This window comes from Otariodibacter oris, from assembly GCF_009684715.1.
Taxonomy (GTDB): domain Bacteria; phylum Pseudomonadota; class Gammaproteobacteria; order Enterobacterales; family Pasteurellaceae; genus Otariodibacter; species Otariodibacter oris.
Window position 1 is genome coordinate 1472560 of the sequence record NZ_CP016604.1, and the last position, 23912, is coordinate 1496471.

Annotated in this window: 20 protein-coding genes; 4 read left to right on the forward strand and 16 right to left on the reverse strand. The window is 36.4% G+C overall.

Annotated elements, in window-relative coordinates:
- Positions 1-47 precede the first annotated feature (47 nt).
- A complete protein-coding gene (locus tag A6A10_RS06810; RefSeq protein ID WP_121122379.1) occupies positions 48-1205 on the reverse strand; it encodes a chorismate mutase in 1158 nt (385 codons plus the stop codon).
- A 77-nt stretch (positions 1206-1282) separates the two neighbouring features.
- On the reverse strand, positions 1283-2032 hold the full coding sequence (locus A6A10_RS06815) for an SIMPL domain-containing protein (protein ID WP_229583599.1): 750 nt from the start codon (positions 2030-2032) through the stop codon (positions 1283-1285).
- A 316-nt stretch (positions 2033-2348) separates the two neighbouring features.
- On the opposite strand from A6A10_RS06815, the gene A6A10_RS06820 reads away from it, so the two are divergent.
- Positions 2349-3479, forward strand: coding sequence for an HAD family hydrolase (locus tag A6A10_RS06820; RefSeq protein ID WP_121122380.1), 1131 nt, complete (start codon positions 2349-2351; stop codon positions 3477-3479).
- 93 nt (positions 3480-3572) lie between these two features.
- Here A6A10_RS06820 and prlC read toward each other — a convergent pair whose 3' ends face one another.
- From prlC to A6A10_RS06845, 5 genes are all read right to left on the reverse strand, one after another.
- The gene (gene prlC / locus A6A10_RS06825; protein WP_121122382.1) at positions 3573-5609 is read right to left on the reverse strand and encodes an oligopeptidase A; all 2037 of its coding nucleotides are present in this window, start codon (positions 5607-5609) and stop codon (positions 3573-3575) included.
- 198 nt (positions 5610-5807) lie between these two features.
- Positions 5808-6194, reverse strand: a complete 387-nt coding sequence (locus A6A10_RS06830; RefSeq protein ID WP_121122384.1) for a DoxX family protein — start codon at positions 6192-6194, stop codon at positions 5808-5810.
- 197 nt (positions 6195-6391) lie between these two features.
- Entirely contained in the window at positions 6392-8047 is a 1656-nt protein-coding gene (pyrG, locus tag A6A10_RS06835; protein WP_121122386.1) for a glutamine hydrolyzing CTP synthase, read from the reverse strand.
- 182 nt (positions 8048-8229) lie between these two features.
- The gene (locus A6A10_RS06840; RefSeq protein WP_121122388.1) at positions 8230-9693 is read right to left on the reverse strand and encodes a porin family protein; all 1464 of its coding nucleotides are present in this window, start codon (positions 9691-9693) and stop codon (positions 8230-8232) included.
- Positions 9694-9798: 105 nt separating this feature from the next.
- Entirely contained in the window at positions 9799-10608 is an 810-nt protein-coding gene (locus A6A10_RS06845) for a Cof-type HAD-IIB family hydrolase (protein WP_121122390.1), read from the reverse strand.
- A gap of 115 nt (positions 10609-10723) precedes the next feature.
- Between A6A10_RS06845 and A6A10_RS06850 the strand changes: the two genes are divergently transcribed.
- Positions 10724-11401: a phosphoribosyltransferase family protein gene (locus A6A10_RS06850; RefSeq protein WP_121122392.1), complete on the forward strand. Its 678-nt coding sequence runs from the start codon at positions 10724-10726 to the stop codon at positions 11399-11401.
- Positions 11402-11409: 8 nt separating this feature from the next.
- Here A6A10_RS06850 and A6A10_RS06855 read toward each other — a convergent pair whose 3' ends face one another.
- Positions 11410-12204, reverse strand: a complete 795-nt coding sequence (locus tag A6A10_RS06855; RefSeq protein ID WP_121122394.1) for a TatD family hydrolase — start codon at positions 12202-12204, stop codon at positions 11410-11412.
- A 282-nt stretch (positions 12205-12486) separates the two neighbouring features.
- On the opposite strand from A6A10_RS06855, the gene A6A10_RS06860 reads away from it, so the two are divergent.
- Positions 12487-13872 carry a Do family serine endopeptidase gene (locus tag A6A10_RS06860; protein WP_121122396.1) on the forward strand — a complete coding sequence of 462 codons (1386 nt, stop codon included), beginning with the start codon at positions 12487-12489 and terminating at the stop codon, positions 13870-13872.
- 79 nt (positions 13873-13951) lie between these two features.
- On the opposite strand, the gene A6A10_RS06865 is transcribed toward A6A10_RS06860, so the two are convergent.
- The 8 genes from A6A10_RS06865 to A6A10_RS06900 all read right to left on the reverse strand — a co-directional run bounded on the left by A6A10_RS06865 (position 13952) and on the right by A6A10_RS06900 (position 21832).
- Positions 13952-14794, reverse strand: coding sequence for a metal ABC transporter permease (locus A6A10_RS06865; protein WP_121122398.1), 843 nt, complete (start codon positions 14792-14794; stop codon positions 13952-13954).
- Positions 14787-15674: a metal ABC transporter permease gene (locus A6A10_RS06870; RefSeq protein ID WP_121122400.1), complete on the reverse strand. Its 888-nt coding sequence runs from the start codon at positions 15672-15674 to the stop codon at positions 14787-14789. The genes A6A10_RS06865 and A6A10_RS06870 overlap by 8 nt, the downstream gene beginning before the upstream one ends.
- A 2-nt stretch (positions 15675-15676) precedes the next feature.
- A complete protein-coding gene (locus A6A10_RS06875; protein ID WP_121122402.1) occupies positions 15677-16450 on the reverse strand; it encodes an ATP-binding cassette domain-containing protein in 774 nt (257 codons plus the stop codon).
- Positions 16450-17337: a metal ABC transporter substrate-binding protein gene (locus A6A10_RS06880; protein ID WP_121122404.1), complete on the reverse strand. Its 888-nt coding sequence runs from the start codon at positions 17335-17337 to the stop codon at positions 16450-16452. Before A6A10_RS06880 ends, A6A10_RS06875 begins: the two co-directional genes overlap by 1 nt.
- Positions 17338-17453: 116 nt before the next feature.
- Complete coding sequence (gene rsgA, locus A6A10_RS06885) at positions 17454-18485, reverse strand: small ribosomal subunit biogenesis GTPase RsgA (protein ID WP_121122406.1); 1032 nt, start codon at positions 18483-18485, stop codon at positions 17454-17456.
- Positions 18486-18896: 411 nt separating this feature from the next.
- Entirely contained in the window at positions 18897-19301 is a 405-nt protein-coding gene (locus A6A10_RS06890) for a DoxX family protein (protein WP_121122408.1), read from the reverse strand.
- A 164-nt stretch (positions 19302-19465) separates the two neighbouring features.
- The gene (locus tag A6A10_RS06895; protein ID WP_121122410.1) at positions 19466-21622 is read right to left on the reverse strand and encodes a heavy metal translocating P-type ATPase; all 2157 of its coding nucleotides are present in this window, start codon (positions 21620-21622) and stop codon (positions 19466-19468) included.
- Positions 21623-21628: 6 nt separating this feature from the next.
- Positions 21629-21832, reverse strand: a complete 204-nt coding sequence (locus A6A10_RS06900; RefSeq protein WP_121122412.1) for a heavy-metal-associated domain-containing protein — start codon at positions 21830-21832, stop codon at positions 21629-21631.
- 151 nt (positions 21833-21983) lie between these two features.
- Here A6A10_RS06900 and parE point away from each other — a divergent pair, with 151 nt between their 5' ends.
- Positions 21984-23894, forward strand: coding sequence for a DNA topoisomerase IV subunit B (gene parE / locus A6A10_RS06905; protein WP_121122414.1), 1911 nt, complete (start codon positions 21984-21986; stop codon positions 23892-23894).
- Positions 23895-23912 lie beyond the last annotated feature (18 nt).

The following is a 23912-nucleotide window of genomic DNA, read 5'->3' on the forward strand; positions in this document are numbered from 1 at the left end:
AAAGCTCTTCTAGTGTTTACGAGAAGAGCTTTTAACTTATAGTAGCATTACAATTTTACAGGCTCAATAATCTCACTCGGATAGCAACCTAACACCTTAATATAACTAGTAACATCTTTTAAATCAGCCAATGCTTTTTTCGTATTTTCTGAATGAATATTGGCATCCAGTTCAATATAAAACATTTCTTCCCAAGGCTTACCATAAATAGGGCGAGATTCTAATTTCACCATTTGAATATCATGATTCTTAAAAATAACCAATGCATCGACTAAAGCTCCTGCTTGTTGAGTCGTTGTCATCAATAGTAGCGTTTTAGTTTGTACTTGAGGAGACACTTTAACTGGGTATTTAGAGAGTACAATAAAACGAGTGATATTATTTTCTTGATTCGCAATATCTGTTTTTATTACGTTCAAGCCATACAATTTACCACCATCTTCGTTGCCTAATGCAACAACATTAGGTTTATTCAAACGAGCAACCATTTGCATTGCGTGAGAGCTACTTTCACAATATTTCAAATGCACTTTATTTAAACTTTGAATAAATTGACTACATTGTTGTGCAGGTTGTGGGTGGGTGTAAATAGTATCAATCTCAGAAAGATTGACTTTACCATTCCCCAACACACAATGTTTGATCTTGTAGGCTAATTCGCCAACCAAGGTGAGATCGGTGTGTTGTAACAGATCATAAACTTCATTAATTGAACCTGAAGTCGTGTTTTCAAGGGGAAGTATTCCGTAATCAGCTTCGCCTGATTCCACTTTTTTAAACACATCATCAAAGGAGTTACAGCTTAATTCCACAATAGGTGCTTGAGCTTGTTTTACAAACTGACGAGAAACTAAATGAGAATAAGAGCCTCGTATACCAAGAAAAGCAATCGAAATACTTTCCTCTCGTTGCTGATTTAACTTATTCTGTAAATAAGTCTGTTGGGTTAAAACTGAATCTTCAATAATACGTTGGAAAATCTGAGTAATATATTGTGGATCGAGTTGGTAATTTTCCGCTTGTGCGTAATTCACAAGTTCTAATAATAATTGTTTTTCACGCTCAATATCACGTAATGGCTTTTTGCTAATTTCTTTACTTCTAACAACGTCAAAAGCCAACCTATGACGCTCAGAAAGTAACTTTAATAAATCCCGATCAATTTGAGTAATCTGCTGACGAATTTCAGAAAGGTCTAAAGACATTTAATTTCCTTTGAAACAAAAATAAAACGATAAGATTTTGCAAATTTATGGCTTAATCTTACCGCTTATCTAAAAGGTTAATCAATAGCATATTGAATTGTTACAACTAAACGCACCTTTTTATCAATCGTTGATGTATCGTAACCACCGCCATAATCACTATCATTAGTGGCACTTGAAACAGGTTTAATTTCAAAATACCCTTGTGATGCTGATTTCAATAACCCAACGTTGACATTACTTGTCTTAGCGAACTGCTCTGCTCTCATATAAGCATCTTGGGTTGCCTTGGAAATTAAGTCACGTTTAATTGTTTCTAAGTTTTCAAGATAATAATCTGGATCATAAAATGAAATATTTTGATTTACAGCGATTAAATTTTGAATATCAGAGACTGTTTTTTGTAATTTAGCTAAATCTTTTGTTGAAAGATGAATTGAACGATTAGCCTTAAAACCATTCTGGCGATAACGAGTTTTACCAAAATCATCAATATATTCTTCAGTGTATGGATTTACTGATAAATTGGCGATGCTTCTTTCACTCTCAGTAAACCCTTGCGAAGTAAGAAATTTAACAGCTGTATTCAAATTTTGTTGTGTGTTTTGCATGGCTTCTTCATAAGTTCTGCCCCATCCTGAAACTTGAACTTGCCATGTACCTACAGAAGCATTATGTTCTGCTTCTGCTACACCTTTGACAGTAATAACACCGGGTTGTCTTAAGTTTTTAAATTGATGACCTAGAATAAAAGCAGATGCCATTAACCCTAAGGCTAAAATAATCCCGAAAAACCCTAAATAACGACGTTTAATTTCCTGCGACACATTTTTTCCTTTTTAAATATAAAATCATGTACCTCATAGTACTATAAAAAATAATAAGTCCAAAATAGGATTTATTAATTCTTATTAGATTAATTGATTTAATGTTCATGTAGCATAAAAATTTAATTTTTTGTTGTTTTTTGCTTATTTTTTATATTTATGCTACATTGGCTAAATATTAATAGATTGCTACTTAATATTTTTTGTTTGCTATACACATGATTTACAGTGACACCAATCTCATTAATACCATATTCAATCTCAGATATAAGAAATAAAAATTCTATATCATAGTTTCCATAATTCAGGAGTCTTAATGAAAAAACTATTACCCCTTTTCGCTTGCCTAATGCTAATAAATACACCAACAAATGCCGAAACAAACTCATCTAAAAGTTCAGAAATAATGAACAATAATGATCAAATGCTGAATCAAAATGAACAAGTAAAACTTAATCACTGGCCAAAAGACAAAGCAGAACAACTTGAAAAATTTATAAAAGATAATGCTTTTCAAAATAAATTTGCTACCTTTGATATGGATAATACCAGTTACCAATATGACCTTACGGAATCCCTATTACCCTATCTTGAACAACACGGCGTCCTTACTCGAGATAACTTAGATCCTGCATTAAAACTTATTCCTTTTAAAGATACCGACAATTATAAAGAAAGCTTATATTCTTATTATGTAAGACTTTGTGAAATTGATGATTTGGTATGCTATCCATGGATTGCTCAAGCATTTTCAGGATTAGAGCTTAGCGAGCTTAAAAAGCATGTTGATACAATGATTGCAGAGCAAAAACCGATAGCTGTTAATTATTATGATGGTGATAAAATTGTAGATTATACCGTTAATCCACCTAAAATATTCCCAGGAATGGTTGAGCTTTATAACAAACTACAACAAAATGGTATTGAAGTATATGTCATAACTGCAGCTAATGAAGAATTGGTGCGTATGGTCGCATCTGATCCTAAATATGGGTATAACGTTAAACCTGAAAATATTTATGGTGTGAATGTCTTACTAAAAAATAAATTTAACGATGAATTAGCAACATCTCATATACAAATAAAAAATGGCCAATATAGCAATTCAGAAAATTTAAAAAATATGAAATTCACTTCATATCTTGTTAATCCAATGACTTGGTATGAGGGTAAATATGCAACTATTGTTGGTTGGATTAATCAATGGGAAAAACCAATTCTCGTTGCAGGAGATACGCCTATATCTGATGGCTATATGTTATTAAATGGAGCTGATGTTAAAAATGGTGGATTGCGTGTTTGGGTTGATAGAAGACAAAAATATACCGATCAAATGCAAAAGTGGTCAAAAGAAGCTTCAGCTAAACAAACCGAATTAAAACAAGAAGCAACAGCCGATAAAAATTGGTTAATTGTCAAACCTGAAGAGCTTCATTCAGAAAAATAAAGTAGTCTAAAAATAAAATCGCTACATTAAAATAAATTATCTGTTTCAATGTAGCGATTTTTTTATCTTTATTATAACTCTTAAAAAGTTATATTAATTAGCGCTAATTCCCTTATGACGCAACAATGCATCTAAAGTTGGTTTACGTCCACGGAAGCGTTCAAATAGCACCATTGGTTCTTCTGAGCCACCACGTGTTAAAATATTTTGTAGGAAAGATTCACCAACTTCACGACTTAAAATGCCCTCTTCTTCAAAACGAGAGAATGCATCTGCCGATAATACTTCTGCCCATAAATAGCTGTAATAACCTGCCGCATATCCACCTGCAAAAATATGTGAGAAACTGTGTGGTGTGCGTACAAAAGTTGGGGTTTCAATTACTGCTACCTCTTTCTTCACTTCTCTTAGCGTATCTAACACTAAATTTTCTCTTGGCTTACTTGTGTGTAAGCGGAAATCAAAGATTCCAAATTCTAACTGACGTAACACAAACATTGCCGCTTGGTAATTTTTAGCTTTTAATAATTGCGTTAATTTATCTTTTGGTAATGGTTCGCCTGTTTCATAATGTCCAGAAATAAAGGCAAGAGATTCTTCTTCCCAACACCAGTTTTCAAGGAATTGACTTGGTAACTCAACCGCATCCCAAGGCACACCATTGATACCTGCCACATCACCCACATCAATTTCAGTCAACATATGATGAATACCGTGTCCAAACTCGTGGAATAAGGTAGTCACTTCATCATGAGTAAAGAGTGCTGGTTTATCGCCGATTGGTTTATTAAAGTTACAGGTTAAATATGCCACTGGTTTTTGCAATGAACCATCGGCTAAACGTCTTTGACTGATGCAATCATCCATCCAAGCACCGCCACGCTTATGCTCACGAGCGTATAAATCTAAATAGAATGATCCACGCAAGCGGTCAGTTTCATCATAAATATTGAAAAAACGAACATCATCGTGATAAACATCAATACCTTGTTGCTCAACTACTTTCATTCCGAAAATACGTTTAACTAGTTCAAATAAGCCTGATAACACTCGATTTTCTGGAAAATATGGGCGAAGTTCTTCATCATTAATTGCATATAATGCTTGTTTTTGCTTCTCACTATAAAAAGCGATATCCCAAGGCTGTAAATCAGTAACGTTATATTCTTTTTCTGCAAAGGCTTTTAATTCTGCAAGTTCTTTTTGCCCTTGTCCTTTTGCTCTCGTCGCAAGATTTTCTAAGAAATCCATCACTTGTTTTGGATTTTCTGCCATTTTGGTTGCTAATGAATAATCGGCATAAGTTTCAAAACCAAGTAAATTGGCGAGTTCTAAACGCAACACTAAGGTTTCATCAATGATTGCCGAATTATCCCATTTCCCTGCATTTGGACCTTGATCCGATGCTCGAGTATTAAATGCTTCATACATTTTTTGACGTAATTCACGATTTTCACAGTAAGTCATGACGGGTAAATAACTTGGGAATTCAAGGGTAAAGCGATAACCTTCTTTCTCTTTGCTTTGAGCAGAAAGTTTTGCGGCTTCTAAGGCTGATTCAGGTAATCCTTTTAGATCTTCGACATTTTCAATGATCACTTCCCAGCCCATTGTTGCATCAAGAACATTATTGCTAAATTGCGAACCTAATTCAGATAAACGCATAGAAATTTCACCATAGCGTTTTTGTTTTTCTGCTGGGAGAGAAATACCTGATAATTCAAAATCACGTAAGCTATTTTCAATGGCTTTCTTTTGTGCTACAGAATAGCCTTCAAAGGCTGGACTATTTTTTAACTTCACATAACCTTGATACAATCCTTGATGTTGCCCTACCCAAGTGCTGTATTCGGATAACAAAGGTAAACATGCTTGATAAGCCTCACGTAATTCTGGGCTATTTTTCACCGAGTTTAAATGTCCTACTGGCGACCATGCACGAGACAGTTTATCGCCTGTTATAGCTTGGGGAAGATAAAAATTTTCCCACGTTGGCTGTTCAATTTTAGATACGGTTTCAATCGTTTGACGACAATCATCGATAAGTTGTGAAATGGCTGGTTGGATATGTTCTGGCTCAATCGCTGAAAATTGGGGTAATCCTGTTGCGGTTAATAATGGATTAGACATTTTTATTCCTTTTATATTCTTTAAAAACGTTCTGATAGTGTGGGGGATTTTTTAGAAATATCAAGGGGAAGTTCGGCAAATCAAGTAAACTTATTACCTAAATATAATAAAAAAGTGCTAGGTAATTTATTAAATTATCTAGCACTTTAGTTCGCCAATTTTAAATGAATTTCTACCATATTAAGTTATTCTTTCTCTTTAGACCGCTTTCTTTTTAGTACGATGACCAAGAGACCAAACACCACTATCGAATAATGTAATCAATAGTAATACAAAGCTATACAACATAGCAGCTTCACCATCTTTTTCTACAGGGAAAAATGACAAATGAGCAATAAAATAAGCTGCTGCCATTAGCCCTGATAAAATAAATGCAGTTGGACGAGTAGCGATACCTAAAATCAGCAAAATACCACCGACTAATTCAAGTGCTGTAGCGATTCCATCTAACGATGCCCAAGACGTCAATAAATTTGTCATATCCAGTGGTACGCCAAATATCTTAGACATAGGATGAACCAAAATAGAATAAGCGGTCAGGATACGTAACAACGCAACAATATAAGCTCTATAATCTTTTTCCATAATTAATACCTCATTATCATTTCAAAAATTATGGTCACATTATAGGCTCGTGTAGGTAAGCGTATCTATCACTTTTGTGTACATAAATTATTTCAAAAAGAGAAATAATTAACAACAAATCAACTTAATTACAAACAAAAAAAACGGTAAAATGTTTATCACATCTTACCGCTTGTATAGCACTCAGATTGTCCTAATTATTTCGCATGTGCATCTTGATATGCTTTTGCTGCTTTAACAAAGCCTGCAAATAATGGATGACCATCACGAGGAGTTGAAGTAAATTCTGGATGGAATTGAGCGGCGACAAACCAAGGATGATTTGGCACTTCAATAATTTCAACCAATTTACGATCCGCAGATAAACCTGTCACTTTTAAGCCTGCTGCCTCAATTTTTGGCAGTAATGTATTATTTACTTCATAACGATGGCGATGACGTTCAAAAATGGTTTCATTACCATATAGTTCCCTTGCTTTACTTCCTTCAATTAAATGACACGCTTGAGATCCTAAACGCATAGTTCCGCCAAGATCACAATTATCTGAACGTACTTCAACATTACCATCAGCATCTTGCCATTCAGTGATTAATCCAACCACAGGATAAGCGGAATCTGGATTAAATTCAGTCGAGTTAGCGCCTTCCATGCCAGCCACATTTCTGGCATATTCAATCAATGCCACTTGCATCCCTAAGCAAATACCTAAGTATGGAATATTATTTTCACGTGCATATTGTGCAGTTTTAATTTTCCCTTCCACACCACGAGAACCAAATCCACCCGGTACTAAAATTGCATCCACACCTTTTAAGGCATCAACACCTTTTAAGGCATCAACACCTTTACCTTCCACATCTTGTGAATCAATGTATTTAATATGTACAGATAAACGATTTTTTAATCCTGCGTGTTTTAATGCCTCATTTACCGATTTATACGCATCTGGTAACTCAACATATTTTCCAACCATACCGATAGTAACTTCACCAGATGGGTTAGCTTGTTGATAAAGGACATTTTCCCACTCTGATAAATCTGCTTCTTTGCACGTTAAACGGAAACGATCACACACAAAGCTATCTAATCCTTGTGATTTAAGCATTGCAGGAATTTGGTAAATTGACTCCACATCTTTTAATGAAATTACCGCACGTTCTGGCACATTACAGAATAATGCGATTTTTGAACGCTCATTAGCTGGAATCGCACGATCAGAACGACAAATTAAAACATCAGGCTGAATACCGATGGAAAGTAATTCTTTAACAGAATGTTGTGTTGGTTTGGTTTTTACTTCGCCCGCAGTTGGAATATACGGCACTAAGGTTAAGTGCATAAATAAGGTTTTTTCTCTACCCACATCAACAGCTAATTGGCGAAGTGCTTCAAGGAACGGTAAAGACTCAATATCCCCCACTGTTCCACCCACTTCAACAATCACGACATCACGGCCTTCCCCACCTTTAATCACACGAGATTTGATTTCATTGGTAATATGAGGGATAACTTGAATAGTTGCGCCTAAGTAATCGCCACGACGTTCTTTACGTAAAACTTCTGAGTAAATTTTACCACTGGTAAAGTTATTCGCCTTTGTCATTTTTGTACGAATAAAACGCTCATAATACCCTAAATCTAAGTCGGTTTCTGCACCGTCCTCTGTCACAAAGACTTCACCATGTTGAGTTGGACTCATTGTGCCGGGATCGACATTGATATAAGGATCAAGTTTCATGATGGTAACATTTAAGCCACGAGCTTCAAGAATAGAAGCAAGAGAAGCCGCTGCAATTCCTTTCCCTAATGAAGAAACAACACCGCCTGTCACGAAAATATAATTCGTTGTCATTGTATTTTGCCTTTGTGATAAGTTGATTTGAAATAAGAAATAGTTGAATGGTTATAAACCATCAGGACGGGACAATAGTTTACAGCAAAAAATACATTTTTGCTAGTCAAAACAAGCGGTAAGTTCTTAGCAATTTTTTGCAAAAAATCTTGCTGAACTTACCGCTTGTAAAAATTTAGCAATTAAAATCGCTTACTAAAATCTATAAATACTCTGTGTTTATCATAGCTATAAAAGACATGATTACTTTTTGTTTTGGTAAAATTATAAGTCAAACGAGGCGTAATTCCCCAAAAGTGAACTGCCCTATGCCAAATTGACGCATTAAAGCCATACTCTTTATTTCGTTGGGTAATTTCAAAAATAGGCATCGGAGCTTTATATCTCTTCTGTGCAAAACTTACAGACAACCTTGTCGATAAGCCTTGTCCCCATTCTTGCCCCCAACCCAAACTAACACCTCTGCGGTAAAAACTATCGTCTTTATCTCGAGTTGAGGTGCGATTGTAATTCACATTAGCAAACCAATATTGTTTAGCATTCGCTAAAAAAAGTAATCCTGAAGAGACAAAATGATAATGACCATTCAAATGTTTTCGAGAATCATAACGCTGTTCGCCATATTCATAATTAGCATTGACCTGCCATTGTGGAGAAAGCCAATAGCTATATTCTCCAGTTACCCCGTAAGATCGAGAAAAATGCTTGAGAGTTTCACTGCTACTAGAACCACCCGCATACCAAGTATGCTCGATAAATGGTAAAACAGCGATATTATGTTTTATATTTTGAAAACCTAGTCCGAAACTGCCTCGAGCAGAAAAATCGTTATATTTTTTATTATTCCAATAATATTTACCGCTCGAATTTATACGCAATTCATTAAAGAATCCATCGCCCCAAGACCACTTTTTCCCTATATCAAAATTAAAGCCAATTCCTCGCCCTGACTCCGATTTCGGTCCTCGCCAATTACCAAAAGTTGTGCCAGACTTCGGTGCATTATTAATATTAGGATCATTCAAAAAGGTAAATCCACCACCAAAAGTCCAACGATCTCGATTATTGATTGCCACTAAATACTGCTCAATTATCTGTTGAATTTGAGGGGCTAATGGCTCTGCACGCAATCGTTGCAATTGGTCTTCTGCGGCTTCTAACTCGTTATTTTCAAAAAGCGCGACTGCAAGTTGTAAACGGGCAGGTAATATATCCGACTGATTAGCAAGAATTTCACGATAGATACGAATTGATTCGGCATAATTCTGCCGTTTCTTCGCTAAAATTGCTTTCGACCATTGCGTTAAAATTGGATCGTGATATTGGGAAGGTAACTTCTCATAAAGCGGGAAAAGTAATTCAACATTATCCGCATTACCTTCCATCACTGCTGGTAATAATGCCCTAACAATTAAATCTGGATGCTGAGCTAATTCCTCTTTGGTCATTGAAACACTATTAGTTTCTGCTCTCGCTTGGGTATTTTGTAGTTGCGGGAGCTCACTCACATTAGGTCGAGTAACTGTGGTTTCTGTTTGAATACGTTGGTCATTCAATCTCTCTGAAATGATATTTTGTTCTTCAGCTGCAAATGCCAACGTTGCAGTGGCTAATGATAAAACAGAAAAATATACTTTTTGTTTCATTACAGTTACCTATGTTAATTGAGAGGAAAATAAGGCTACCAATTGATTGATAGCCCTGATATTCTAAATGAGAATAGTTTACATTTATTACTTATCTACAGCAAGTTAAATCACACCTAGCTTTTCTAACGCGACTAGCACCCCATCTTGTTCAATCGGTAATGTCACATAATCTGCTAACTCTTTGACACTAGGTTCTGCATTTCCCATCGCTACGCCATAACCGACTGTTGAAAGCATTTCCACATCATTTAATCCATCACCAAATGCCATGGAATTATCAATACCGATACCAAAATGTGCTAACACATCTGTAATGCCTTTTGCTTTGGAATTATGTTTATTGAGTAAATCCACAGAATATTGATGCCAACGTACTTCTTTTAAATCATCTTCCAACACATCGGCATCAATAATATCTTGTATTCTATCTTCTTCAAAAAATGCTAATAATTGGAATACTTGATGATGCAAATGATGATCAGGATCCACAATATAATCCGATTTTATCGGACGCAAAGAAACTTCAACTTGCTCAGTATTTTTCGATACTGCGATTTCATCGGCTGTCACAACCCCATATTCAATACCTAGCGTATTTAACTTTTGAATAACTCGACTTACTCGCTCTTGGGTAAGGGGATATTGCGTAATAATTTCATTTTTATATAAATTATACTGACCGTTAATTGTAACAAATAACTCAAATCCTTTTTCATTTAGAAGTGGTTTTAACGCATCGGGAAAGGCCCCATAAGTTCGTCCTGTGGAAATAGCAGGAATAATCCCTTTTTCTTTTAAGCGAGGTAAAACTTGCTCAGTAATTGAAGTAGGAATGCGGGTTTCTTTTTTGTAATACAAGGTTTCATCAATATCGAAAAAAATCACTTTAATTGGATCAGTCAATGCTTTCATAATTTCTCCTTTAAAATTAGGATGATTTTATCTGTTTTCGATCCGTATCACAAAAACTCTCTGATATTAATCTGAAAAAATTGATACAGTGCAATAAAAAATACACTATATTGATATGAACTTTCTTGCCTTTCGTTGTTTTAATTGCCAACAATCATTAGCTATAGATCATCATGGCTTTTGTTCACAATGCTATAAAAAAATAAAAAAGCATCCCTATTGTGGATGCTGTGGCTCAAAATTATTGAATTATCATAATGGGTGTGGGAAATGTCTTTCGCTCAAATATAAGTGGCACAATATTATTCAAGTGAGCGAATATAGCCCTCTTCTAGCAGGCTGGATTCATCAGTTTAAATTTCATAAAGCCTATCATTTTGACCAAGCTCTTGCTCGCTTATTACTTTTAGCCGTAAAAAATGCACAACGTGAATTATCTCTGTCTTTGCCAGAAGTGATTATGCCTGTGCCTCTACATTGGCAACGATACTGGTCAAGAGGCTATAACCAATCGGAGTTAATTTCTGTTCATCTTTCGAGATTGCTGAATATTCCGTTAGATATTGATAGTTTATCGAGAATAAGGGCAACCCCACCACAGAGAGAACTCTCCGCCAAAGAACGAAAAAAGAATTTAGCTCAAGCCTTCAAATACCAACCACAAAAACATTATAAGCGGGTAGCTATTATTGATGACGTGGTTACCACAGGTTCAACTATGAATGCAATTTGTCGGGAATTATTAAAAAATGAGGTTGAAGAAATACAAGTCTGGACGTTAGCTAGAGCCTAGTTTTAACACTAGTCTAGCCAAAATAACTTTTCGCTCGTTTGCCAAATCACATCAGCAATTTGTTCTGGATCTTCTGTTCGTAAATCACATAATGCTTGAAAACTGACATTCAAGCGTTCAGAACGATTCGGTTCTCCTTGATAACCAAAAACTGGCATATCTGGCGAATCCGTTTCTAGGACTAGGCTATCCAAAGGTAATTTGCGAATCGTTTCTCTGGTTTTATTAGCTCTTGCGTAAGTAATAGTCCCCCCTACACCAATTTTATAGCCTAAATCAACAAAACGTTTTGCTTGATCATAACTGCCAGAAAAACCGTGTATCACACCACATTGCGATAACTGCGCTTTTTTTAGGAAGGGAAATAAAACATCATGAGTTTTACGAGAATGCAAATTAACAGGCAGATCTAACCGCTTGGCAAAAGATAATTGAGTCTCTAAAAACTCACACTGTTTTTGCCACAGTTCAGGAGTACAAATTTCAGCAACGCCTTTATCTAGCCCAATTTCTGCAATAGCCGTACAGTGCTTATCTCGATTCAATAACCGTTGTTCCAATAAATCTAAATCAGCATACTGGTGGGAGGCAATATATAAGGGATGTAGCCCTAATCCATAAACAACATGCTCTGGTTCAGCTTGGCTGCAAGCGGTCACTTTATCGAAATTTTTTGCACCTACCGATACAACAAGTATCCGATCGACATTACCTTGCCTCGCATTTTCGACCAATTGAGTAATCGATAATCCTAAATCTTGAGCTAGATAATCAAGATGAGTGTGGGTATCAAAAAATACCATAATTCTCCATGATAAATAAAAAAAGAAACTTTATTTTTATAAAACTATATCATCATAATTATATTTACTAAATGATTATAATAGTATTAAAAATAGTACTAAATACCGTAGTATTAAGCATTATTAGCTTATTAATATGAATGGATACGATAAATTGATTAAAAAAAAGACTTTTATTTTAAATTTTTAGAACCTTAAAAATTTTTATATGTCTTACCGAGCATAACGACATGATTACCGTCGTAAATTTGAAGCGTATTCATAAAACTTAAGGAAAGCAAAATGAAGAAATTAATGAAGAAATCTGTAATTACCTCTTTAGTATTAGGATTAAGTGTATTAAGTGTTCCAACACTTTCTCAAGCATCTTTACCAACAGCCGTAGATGGTCAATCAGTACCGAGTTTGGCACCAATGCTAGAAAAAGTACGTCCAGCAGTGGTAAGTATCGTTGTTGAAGGAAAAAGAGAAACACGCTCTTCTCGAGCTGATATACCTGATGAATTTGAGTTCTTCTTTGGTCCTGATGCATTCAATAACAGACGAACACCACCTAGAGCATTTAAAGGAGAAGGATCTGGTGCTATTATTAATGCTGATAAAGGTTATGTTGTAACAAACAACCATGTTATTGATAATGCTGATAAAATTACAGTTAAATTAGAGGATGGTCGTGAGTTTCAGGCAAAACTAATTGGTTCCGATCCTCTTTCTGACGTTGCTTTAGTTCAAATCGAAGAACCAAAAGATTTAGTTGAAATCAAAATTGCGGATTCAGACAAATTACGCGTGGGTGACTTTACTGTAGCAATTGGTAACCCATTCGGGTTAGGTCAAACTGTCACATCAGGTATTGTTTCTGCATTAGGTCGTACAACTGGCAATAGTGATGAAGGCTATGAAAGCTACATTCAAACAGATGCTGCTGTAAACCGTGGTAACTCTGGTGGTCCACTTATTAACCTACAAGGTGAATTAATCGGAATTAATACTGCAATTATCTCTCCTAATGGTGGAAATGCTGGAATTGCATTTGCTATTCCAAGCAATATGGCAAATAACCTAGTGCAACAAATTATTGAATTTGGTGAAGTAAAACGTGGATTACTTGGTATCAAAGGAGGAGAACTCAACGCAGACCTAGCAAAAGCGTTCAATGTTAATGCTCAACAAGGAGCTTTTGTCAGTGAAGTGTTAGCTGATTCAGCTGCATCAAAAGCTGGATTAAAAGCTGGTGATGTTATTGTTGCTTTAAATGGACAAAAAATTCGTAGCTTCGCAGAATTAAGAGCAAAAGTAGCAACAACTGGTGCAGGTAAAGAAATTGAAGTTACTTACCTTAGAGATGGAAAAGAAGAAAAAGCTAAAGTAACACTACAATCAGATGAACTAACCAAAACAAGTGCGAGTACATTATTACCTGCATTAAGAGGAGCCGAATTTAATAATTATGACGATAAAGGTATCAAAGGGGTTGAAATTTCTAGTGTAGAAAAAGGATCTCCAGCTGAAATGAGAGGATTTAGAAAAGGCGATGTTATCATTGGTGTAAATCGTAGAGAGGTAACTAACATCGGTGAATTACGTAAAATTCTTGATTCTAAACCTTCAGCTGTTGCCCTTAATATTCTAAGAGATGGCTCAAACCTATTTGTGATTATTCAATAAATAGAATATCACTTTACTCTAGTAAAAACGCCCTTACGGGCGTTTTTACTTTTACTCTATTTATTTGAAGGAAAATTAATTACGCAATAACGACTAATCGGCTTTTTACTTTACTAATTGCAAATGCCACAATGAAACAGACCGCTTGTAATAACACCACAGAAGGACCGGTTGCAACATTGAAGTGGAAACTCATTAATACACCAACCACACCACTAAATAACGAAGTACATATAGCAATCAGTAACATATAGTCAAAGCGTTTTGCTAATACATAGCCAGTGATACCCGGTGTAATTAACATGGCAACAACAAGAATAACACCCACCACTTGCATTGCACTGATAATAACCAAAGCAAGTAACACCAATAATCCATAATGTAATAGTTTCACATTTAACCCAATTGTACGTGCATGGCTTGGATCAAAGCAATAAAGTAACAAGTCTTTTCTTTTTAGGAGAATCACTGCTAAAGAAATCAAAGCAATGAGTAATGTTTGCTGAAATTCATCTTCGCTTATTCCTAAGATATTACCAAAGAGAATATGAAGAAGATGCTGATCACTTTGTACTTTAGTAAACAGCACAATTCCAAAAGCAAACATTCCAGAAAAGACGATCCCCATGACTGTATCTTCTTTAATACGGCTATTTTCTTTTAGATACCCTACTGCGACAGAACAAAATATCCCAGAAACAAATGCTCCTACTGCAAGTGGTAGCGAGACAACATAGGCTAATACAATCCCTGGTAAAACCGCGTGAGAAATTGCATCGCCCATAAGCGACCAACCTTTAAGGACTAAGTAGCAAGACAATGTGGCACATACTACTCCAACAATGAGCGAGATAATCAATGCTTGTTGCATAAAGCCATAAGCTAAAGGCTCAGTAAACCAACTTATCAATATATCAAACATTGGCTTTCTCCTCTTTTCGCTTAATAGCGGCCAATTCTGCTGCTCTTTTTGCAAATTTACGAGGTAATAAACCATATTTAGGTGCAAAGAAAAATGCAATTAAAAAGATAAGTGTTTGTAGTGAAACAATAAACCCACCCGTTGCCCCATCTGCAAAGTAACTTAAATAAGCACCGACAGATCCTGTTACTCCCCCTAATAAAATCGAAATAATCAGTAATTTTCCAAATTTATCAGTCAGTAAATAAGCAGTTGCTCCTGGTGTGACCACCATTGCAATCACTAATATTGCACCGACACTTTGTAATGCGGTAACAACACAAGCACTTAATAATGTAAAAAATATAATTTTTAACTTAAGTGGCGAAATACCTACCGCTTTTGCTTGCACTTCATCAAAGAAAAGTAAAAGCATATCTTTCCAATAGATCACTAAGAAAAAGAATGAGACAACTAAAATAATTGCCACTTGGATCATATCTTCATCGGCAATACCTAAAATATTACCTAATATGATACCTTCTACGCTCACAGATGTTGGATTAATCGAAATAATCAGTAAGCCAAGTGCAAGAAAAGTGGTAAAAATAAAGCCGATAATGGCATCTTCCCTCAACTTTGTGACGGACTTTATTGCAAGTATTGCAATTGTAGCAAGGAATCCAGAAAAGAAAGCACCTAAAGCATAAGGTAATGACAAAGCATAAGCAATTGCTACACCAGGTACGACCGCATGGGAAAGTGCATCACCAATCAACGACCAACCTTTTAGCATCAAATATGCTGATAGAAAAGCACAAACAGCTCCGATTGCTCCACTTGCTACAATCGCCTTAAACATATAATTATATGTGAAAGGTTCAAGTAGTTGTTCAATCATAATTATTCCCTTTCTTCTTCCGATGGTACAGGTGAAAAGTTCTGATAACGCGTCACGCCACCAAACACTTTTTCCAAGTTTTCCTCTGTAAAGGTAGAGGCAATATCTCCCATTGCGAGCACAGTACGATTAATCATTACTGCCTGATCACAAAAATTGGGAACAGTATTTAAGTTATGTGTCGAAACAAGAATTAAATGACCTTCATTTCTAAGTTGTTTTAACAGATCAATAATGGCATTTTCTGTATTAACATCTACACCGGTAAAAGGTTCATCTAATAGAATAATTTGACTTTCTTGTGCAAGGGCTCTCGCAAGGAATACACGTTTTTTCTGTCCTCCAGAAAGTTCGCCTATTTGCCTATCCTTAAGATGACTAATTTTGACGCGTTCCATTGCATCAATAACTCGTTGTTTATCAATGGCTTTTGGCATACGTAAAAAATTCATGTAGCCATAACGCCCCATCATCACTACATCATAAACAGAAACTGGAAACTGCCAATCAACATCTTCACTTTGAGGAACATAAGCAACGAGGTTCTGTTTTAATGCTTGGCTAACAGGCATTTCACAAATGTGTATCTGACCCTGAGGACTGACTAGCCCCATAATACTTTTGAATAAGGTAGATTTTCCACTACCATTCACACCTAGCAGGGCGCAAATAGTGCCCCCTGCTAAGTTGAATGTAACATCGTGAATTGCCGTATGCCCGTTGTTGTAGCGAACAGTGACATCGTTCACTACCAGTGAGCTCTGGCGTCTATCCATTAAAGTTTAAATCCTTCAACAATAGTATTCACAGTTACTTTAAGAAGATCGATATAAGTTGGTACAGGACCATCTTGAGTGGATAGCGAATCAACATACAATACGCCACCATAGTTTGCGTCTGTTTCTTGCGCTACTTGTTTTGCAGGTTTGTCTGAAATAGTACTTTCACTGAAGACAACAGGAATGTTATTTGCACGTACTTTTTCAATCACATTACGGATTTGTTGTGGTGTGCCTTGTTGTTCAGCATTGATTGGCCATAAGTAAAGTTCTTTAAAGCCATAGTCATTAGCTAGGTAGCTGAAAGCACCTTCACTTGTTACTAACCAACGTTGGCCTTCTGGCACTTTGCTTAAACTTGCACGCACTGGTGCATCTAATGCCATAATTTGTTCAGCATATGCTTTTGCATTTTTGTTATAAGTATCGGCATTTTCTGGATCGTACTTAACAAAAGCTTTACGAATATTTTCGATATAGATTAATGCATTTTTCGGTGACATCCATGCATGTGGATTAGGCATACCAGTATATGGCCCTTCATAGATCGAAATTGGTTCAATACCTTCTGTTACAACTACCGCTGGTTTATCTTTTACTTGAGTAAAGAAACGCTCAAACCAACGTTCTAAATTCATTCCATTCCAAAGCACTAAATCTGCTTCTTGTGCTTTAACAATATCTTGTGGTGTTGGATCGTAGTCATGAATTTCTGCACCTGGTTTAGTGATTGATTCAACAACTGCTTTATCTCCACCCACATTTTGAGCGATATCTTGAATAACAGTAAAGGTGGTTACAACTTTGAATTCTTTTGCTAAAGCAGAAGAAATTGGTGTTGCAGCTAATGCTAAAGTACCTAAGAGCGCGACGATTTTTTTCATGTTTTCTCCTTAAAAAAGTTATAGTCTTACGCACGGGCGATTATACTTAACTGAAAAATATCGTCAATGATAATAATTCTCAAAAAATAAATTGCACTGATAGGTAAATTAACGACTTATTCGTTCCTAAAATGTCTTTGGCTTTTTGTTTCTTCTCGGCTCTCAAGTAAGCGGTGATAATTCTCAAAGCGAATTGGGTTAATTTTTCCTTGCTCTACTGCTTCTCGTAATGCACAACCTGGATCTTCTTTATGCTTACAATCTCGGAATTTACAAGTCCCTAGTATTGATTGAAATTCTCGATAACCTTGAGTGATCTGCTCTCTTTCTAAATGCCACAAGCCAAATTCACGAATACCTGGAGAATCAATTAAATTTCCCCCTAAAGGTAAATGATAAAGTCGTGAAGCTGTTGTTGTGTGTTGTCCCAATCCTGAGTTTTGGCTCACATCCCCAGTTAATGCATTGACCTCAGGTAACAATTGATTGATTAAGCTCGATTTTCCGACACCCGATTGCCCAACAAAAATGGAAGTCCCTTTCGCAAGATATTGATATAAGGTTTCCATATTCTCGCCTGTGTCAGCTGATAAACACAGAGTTTCATACCCAATATTTTCATAAATCGCTAATTGCTTTTGGATTTCTTGTCGTTCGAGATCCGTCAGTAAATCTATCTTATTTAGCACGATCAAAGCAGGAATATTTGCAGTTTCACAAATCACAAGATAACGATCAATAATATTGAGTGAAAATTGAGGTAGCACCGAAGAAACAATAATAATCTGATCAATATTAGCCGCCATGACTTTTATACCATCATAATAATCCGGACGACTCAGTTCATTTTTTCTTGGAAACACTGCTTCAATGACACCGCTAATGCCTTGTAATTGCTCACTCCCTTTCCGCCAAGAAACCATATCCCCCACGACCACATTCTTTAAGGTTCTACGTAAATTACAGCGATAAATCTCTCCAGTCTCCGTTTCTACATCTGCATGCTTTGCATGGCGAGTAACAATAATTCCTTGCTCAACTTCACCAAGCATATCATCTTGCCAATCAAATTCTTTTTTACTAATGCGTTTATGATGATTAGATTGAATTCGACGTTGTTGATTCTGTGTTAATCGGCGTTTACCCAAAATAAAATCTCTTAAATTAATAAAAATGATAGAATGATTAGCATACTATAAAATGAAAAAAAGCGGTGAGTTTATTGCAAAATTTTGCAAGCAACTCACCGCTTATTTTTTCTAAAATAATTTTAAAGTATATGAAATCCAAAGATTGCGTCATTGACCTTAACTTTAACGAAATCTGTAAATATAGACTGTCTATACAATTAAAAGTTCAGACTAGTTTAATATATTAAAAAAGGAAAACAATACTTAAATTTATTGATTTATAATTTACCATAAGTAAATTATATTAAAATATATATCAAAGTAAGAGCGTAAGATCCAAAGATATGAAACCTTAGAAAAAATAATGGGATGATCTAATAAGATCATCCCACCCTAAACTCATTTAATAAAATGCTACACTATAAAATATTATAGCACTCCTCTAACTTTGTAATCTAAAGACCATTTATCTGCACCAGCAACAAACATTAATAAGAAAGCAAGTGCATAGATTGCAGCTAATTCACCGTGGTTTTGGCTAGGAAGTAAGAAATCATTCCATGAAGCATGCATAAAGAAGTAAGCATAGGCCATTTCACCACAAAGAATGAATGCAGCTGGTCTAATATACCAACCTAAAAGGATTAAAATCCCGCCTACAATTTCTAATATAGAACCAAAACCCATGAAAGATAATACAGGAACACCACCACTATGATGAGGTACTGGAAAATCCCAAATTCTTATTGCACCATGTGAAAATATCATGTAACCAACGATGATACGAACAAATAAAAATATTGCTGGGCGTAAATTATTTAATGTTTGATTCATTTTATTATCCTTTTAACAAAAAAATAACATTGATTAAAATAAAAGATAAGATTTTACCTAAGCAATTTATACTAGGCTGTCTGCCATTATATATGCAAATCTTAACACATAAAACACTTAATTTACCAAAATTTGACAATAGTCAACAATCTACTTACTTAATATTACGTTCTTAACAATCTTTGGCTGTTTAATACTACTGTAATCGACGACAATGCCATAGCTATAGCCGAAATCATTGGGTTAAGTAACCATCCAGTAAATGGATATAACACCCCCGCTGCAATTGGAATAGCGATGACATTATAGATTAATGCCCCGACTAAACTTTGTTTCATATTACGTAATACTTCACTTGAAAAAGGTAATATTTGTAATATTGGTGTTAAACCTGAACGCATTAGCGAAAGATCAGCGGTTTCTATCGCAATATCACTACCATTATGCATCGCAATACCGACATCAGCTTGAGCAAGTGCTGGCGAATCATTAATCCCATCACCAATCATTGCCACTTTTCGACCTTGCTGTTGTAATTGCTGAATCTTCGCTGATTTTTGTTCTGGCAATACTTCTGCAATAATTTCATCAATACCAATTTGTTGAGCATAATATTCCGCAGTCTGCTGGCGATCTCCCGTTAGCATAATGCAGTGATAGCCTTGCTGCTTCAACTCTGCAATAGCCTGTTTGGTTTCTGATCTAATTTCATCTTGAACATGAAATATACCCACAGTCTTTTGGTTAATTGCAACAAACACCAAAGTACTGACAGTATCGGAAGCGGTAAGATCCTGATTAAAATTTGCAAATTTTGCATTGCCGATTCTGATTTCATCATCACCATATTTGGCTGAAATTCCCTGCCCTTTAATGATCTGCAAATCAGAAACCTCACATTCAGAAAAGTCTGAGGCAAAATCCACAATCGCTTTAGCAATAGGATGAGAAGCCTGTTTTTCTAAACTTTTCGCCAGTTGTAGGACAGTCTGCTTTTCAACGTCTCCGACTATCTCTAACTCTGTTACAGTCATTTTGCCAGTAGTTAATGTGCCTGTTTTGTCGAATACTAACGTATCTAACTGACTACTCGCTTGCATTGCATCAATATTACGTACCAATACGCCAAACTCGGCTGAACGAGCGACACCTGCGATAGTAGAAAGTGGAATCGCCAAACCTAAAGCACAAGGACAAGCAATAATCAATATTGTCGTAAATATGGAAAAAGCGAAGCTGAAATCTTTGCCCACAGCAAGCCAAATTAAGCTACATACTAAAGCAATAGCAATCACTATTGGTACAAAAACAGCAGCGATTTTATCCACCATTTTTGCGAGTGGTGGCTTACTTGATTGAGCATGACGTACCGCATGAATGATACGAGCTAAAGCCGTTTGAGAACCGACTTGTTCTGCTCGATAAATGCCTGCACCATCTTGAACTAAAGTACCTGCTCGTACAGTATCGCCCACTTTTTTTTCAATCGGTAAAGCTTCACCCGTCAGCATTGATTCATCAACCCAAATCGTGCCACTTTCTAACACGCCATCCACGACTAATCTATCGCCAGTAAGCGCTTGAATCAGCATCTCTGGTTTAATCCCTTTAGCTGAAATGGTTTTTGGTTGATTATCTTCAAAAATGACCGCTTGTTGTGGAGCGAGATCTAATAATTTTTCGAGAGCGAGAGAAGATCGTTGTTTCGCTTTAAGTTCAAGGTATTTCCCTAAACTTAAAAAACCAATGATCATCACACTAGCTTCATAATAGAGATGCGATCCCCATTGTGAAAACAGGGTTAAATAAAAGGAATAAAACCAAGCGACACCTGTACTCATTGCAATCAAGGTATCCATATTGGCGGAACGGTTTTTAAGTGTTGTCCACGCACCCGTAAAGAAGTGACGTCCACTAAAAACCATAGTAAGCAATGTAACCAATGCCCAAATAAACCAAATCCATTGGTTATCTGCCGTTAGCCCCATTCCTGCAAACATACCATAAAACATCAGCACAAAACCGACAATTAACGCAAGGCTAAATTCTTGTTTTTTTCTGGCTAATGTTTTTTGTGTTTGAGCTTGTTGCTTTTCTCGTCTAACTTGTTCACTTTCTAGCACTTCTGCACCAAAGCCAATTTTAGTAATTGCTTGTACAACATCGTCTGCATTGACATTACCTTGTACAAAAGCGGTCTGATCCGCCAAATTAACCGAAACAAATTCAACTTCAGGTAAGCTCGAAACTTTTTTTTCTACTCGGCGAACACAAGAAGCACAATGTAATCCATCAAGCAGAAATTGTTTTTCTTCTGCCATAATCGACTACGCCTCCTTTGCATCAAACCCAATATCCTCAATCGTATCAATCAATGTTTGTGCCGACTCTTCACTTTCAACAACAGCAAGCTGAGTGGCTAAATCAATCTTAATATCTTTTACGCTTGGTAATGTTTTTAACGCTTTCTCTACGCTATTCACACAAGCATTGCAATGTAAACCATCTAATTGTAATTGAGTGACTGACATATTATTTTCTCCTATAAAACATATAAATTATTCTTGTAAAATATAATCATAAACTGACCGCTTGTCGCTATATTTCTCGCATCTTGTTAATGTGGGCTTAATTCGCTAAAATTCAAGGTCGCTTTACTAACCACATGGAAAAAACTACAAGATGTCAGAAAAACGCTATGATGCTGATGAAATCACCGTACTCAAAGATTTAGAACCCGTACAACTTCGACCAGGGATGTATACCGATACTACTCGTCCAAACCATTTAGGGCAAGAGGTGATCGATAACAGTGTGGACGAAGCGTTATCAGGCTTTGCGACACAAATTGATGTCATTCTACATAGCGATAATTCTCTTGAAGTGATTGATAATGGGAGAGGTATGCCCGTTGATATTCATTCCACTGAAAAAATCTCAGGGGTGGAATTAATTCTGACTAAACTCCACGCTGGCGGTAAATTCTCCAATAAAAACTATACCTTTTCAGGCGGATTGCACGGAGTCGGGATTTCTGTGGTAAATGCCCTTTCCCAACGAGTTGATATTACCATTAAACGTGATGGTAAAGTTTATACGATTGCCTTTGAAAATGGCTCGAAAGTAGAAGAACTCACTGTTAAGGGTAATTGCCCTAAACGTCAAACTGGTACAGCCGTTCGGTTTTACCCAAACCCTAAATATTTTGATTCTGCAAAATTTTCAGTTAGCCGTTTACGTCATCTATTACGTGCTAAAGCGGTACTCTGCCCTAAACTTACGATTAATTTCAAAGATCATATCAATAATACCGAAGAAAGTTGGTATTACGAAGATGGTTTATCCGATTACCTTGCTGAAGCATTAGATCAATATGAATCGCTACCAAATCCTGCCTTTATCGGGGATATTCAAAGTGAAACAGAGGCAGTAAGTTGGGCGTTAGCTTGGCTACCTACAAGCGGTGAGATGGTAACAGAAAGTTACGTAAATTTAATCCCAACACCACAAGGCGGAACTCACGTAAATGGTTTACGTCAAGGACTATTTAAAGCGATGGTAGAATTTTGTGATTTCCACAACTTACTACCAAGAGGGGTAAAACTGAATGCCGATGACGTGTGGAATCGCTGTTGTTATGTTCTCTCATTAAAAATGCAAGATCCACAATTTGCGGGACAAACCAAAGAACGCTTATCTTCCCGTCAATCTGCCAGTTATGTGGAAAATAGCACAAAAGATGCGTTCAGCCTGTGGTTAAATCAGAATGTTCAAACTGGACAACAATTAGCCGAAATGGCGATTAGCTCGGCACAAAATCGCTTAAAAGCCGAGAAAAAAGTAGTACGTAAAAAATTGGTGAGTGGTCCTGCTCTACCGGGTAAACTGGCAGATTGTACCTCTCAAGATCTTAAACTGACGGAATTATTCTTAGTTGAGGGAGATTCTGCGGGTGGTTCGGCTAAACAAGCTCGAGATAAAGAATATCAAGCCATTTTGCCATTGCGTGGAAAAATTCTAAATACGTGGGAGGTGTCATCTGATCAAGTCCTCGCCTCTACCGAAGTACACGATATTGCTGTGGCTATGGGGATCGATCCTGATAGTGATGATTTAAGCCAATTACGCTACGGGAAAATTTGTATTCTTGCTGATGCCGATTCTGATGGTTTACATATTGCCACATTGCTTTGTGCATTATTCCTCAAACATTTCCCGAATTTAGTCAAAAATGGACATGTTTATGTGGCAATGCCACCGCTTTACCGTATTGACATCGGTAAAGATGAAGTCTATTACGCCTTAGAAGAAACAGAAAAAGAAGCGATTCTTGCTCGCTTAGCCAAAAAAAGAGGCACACCAAACGTACAACGTTTTAAAGGGTTAGGGGAGATGAATCCAAGCCAATTACGTGAAACCACAATGGATCCAAGTACACGTCGTCTTGTTCAATTAACCTTTGAGGGCGCCGAAAACGAGGAAGATTCAAAGGATACAATAGAAATGATGGACATGCTCCTTGCGAAGAAACGCGCGGAAGATCGTAAACAATGGCTACAAGATCACGGTAACGAAGCTGATATAGCCGTATAAGCTATATCAGATCTTTTG

Coding starts and splice junctions, on each gene's coding strand:
- A6A10_RS06870 (WP_121122400.1), bottom strand. CDS start 15,674: ATGATTGAACAACTACTTGAACCTTTCACATATAATTATATGTTTAAG.
- A6A10_RS06860 (WP_121122396.1), top strand. CDS start 12,487: ATGAAGAAATTAATGAAGAAATCTGTAATTACCTCTTTAGTATTAGGA.
- A6A10_RS06895 (WP_121122410.1), bottom strand. CDS start 21,622: ATGGCAGAAGAAAAACAATTTCTGCTTGATGGATTACATTGTGCTTCT.
- A6A10_RS06850 (WP_121122392.1), top strand. CDS start 10,724: ATGAACTTTCTTGCCTTTCGTTGTTTTAATTGCCAACAATCATTAGCT.
- A6A10_RS06865 (WP_121122398.1), bottom strand. CDS start 14,794: ATGTTTGATATATTGATAAGTTGGTTTACTGAGCCTTTAGCTTATGGC.
- A6A10_RS06820 (WP_121122380.1), top strand. CDS start 2,349: ATGAAAAAACTATTACCCCTTTTCGCTTGCCTAATGCTAATAAATACA.
- A6A10_RS06890 (WP_121122408.1), bottom strand. CDS start 19,301: ATGAATCAAACATTAAATAATTTACGCCCAGCAATATTTTTATTTGTT.
- parE (WP_121122414.1), top strand. CDS start 21,984: ATGTCAGAAAAACGCTATGATGCTGATGAAATCACCGTACTCAAAGAT.
- pyrG (WP_121122386.1), bottom strand. CDS start 8,047: ATGACAACGAATTATATTTTCGTGACAGGCGGTGTTGTTTCTTCATTA.
- A6A10_RS06840 (WP_121122388.1), bottom strand. CDS start 9,693: ATGAAACAAAAAGTATATTTTTCTGTTTTATCATTAGCCACTGCAACG.
- A6A10_RS06875 (WP_121122402.1), bottom strand. CDS start 16,450: ATGGATAGACGCCAGAGCTCACTGGTAGTGAACGATGTCACTGTTCGC.
- A6A10_RS06880 (WP_121122404.1), bottom strand. CDS start 17,337: ATGAAAAAAATCGTCGCGCTCTTAGGTACTTTAGCATTAGCTGCAACA.
- A6A10_RS06845 (WP_121122390.1), bottom strand. CDS start 10,608: ATGAAAGCATTGACTGATCCAATTAAAGTGATTTTTTTCGATATTGAT.
- A6A10_RS06855 (WP_121122394.1), bottom strand. CDS start 12,204: ATGGTATTTTTTGATACCCACACTCATCTTGATTATCTAGCTCAAGAT.
- A6A10_RS06830 (WP_121122384.1), bottom strand. CDS start 6,194: ATGGAAAAAGATTATAGAGCTTATATTGTTGCGTTGTTACGTATCCTG.
- A6A10_RS06900 (WP_121122412.1), bottom strand. CDS start 21,832: ATGTCAGTCACTCAATTACAATTAGATGGTTTACATTGCAATGCTTGT.
- A6A10_RS06810 (WP_121122379.1), bottom strand. CDS start 1,205: ATGTCTTTAGACCTTTCTGAAATTCGTCAGCAGATTACTCAAATTGAT.
- prlC (WP_121122382.1), bottom strand. CDS start 5,609: ATGTCTAATCCATTATTAACCGCAACAGGATTACCCCAATTTTCAGCG.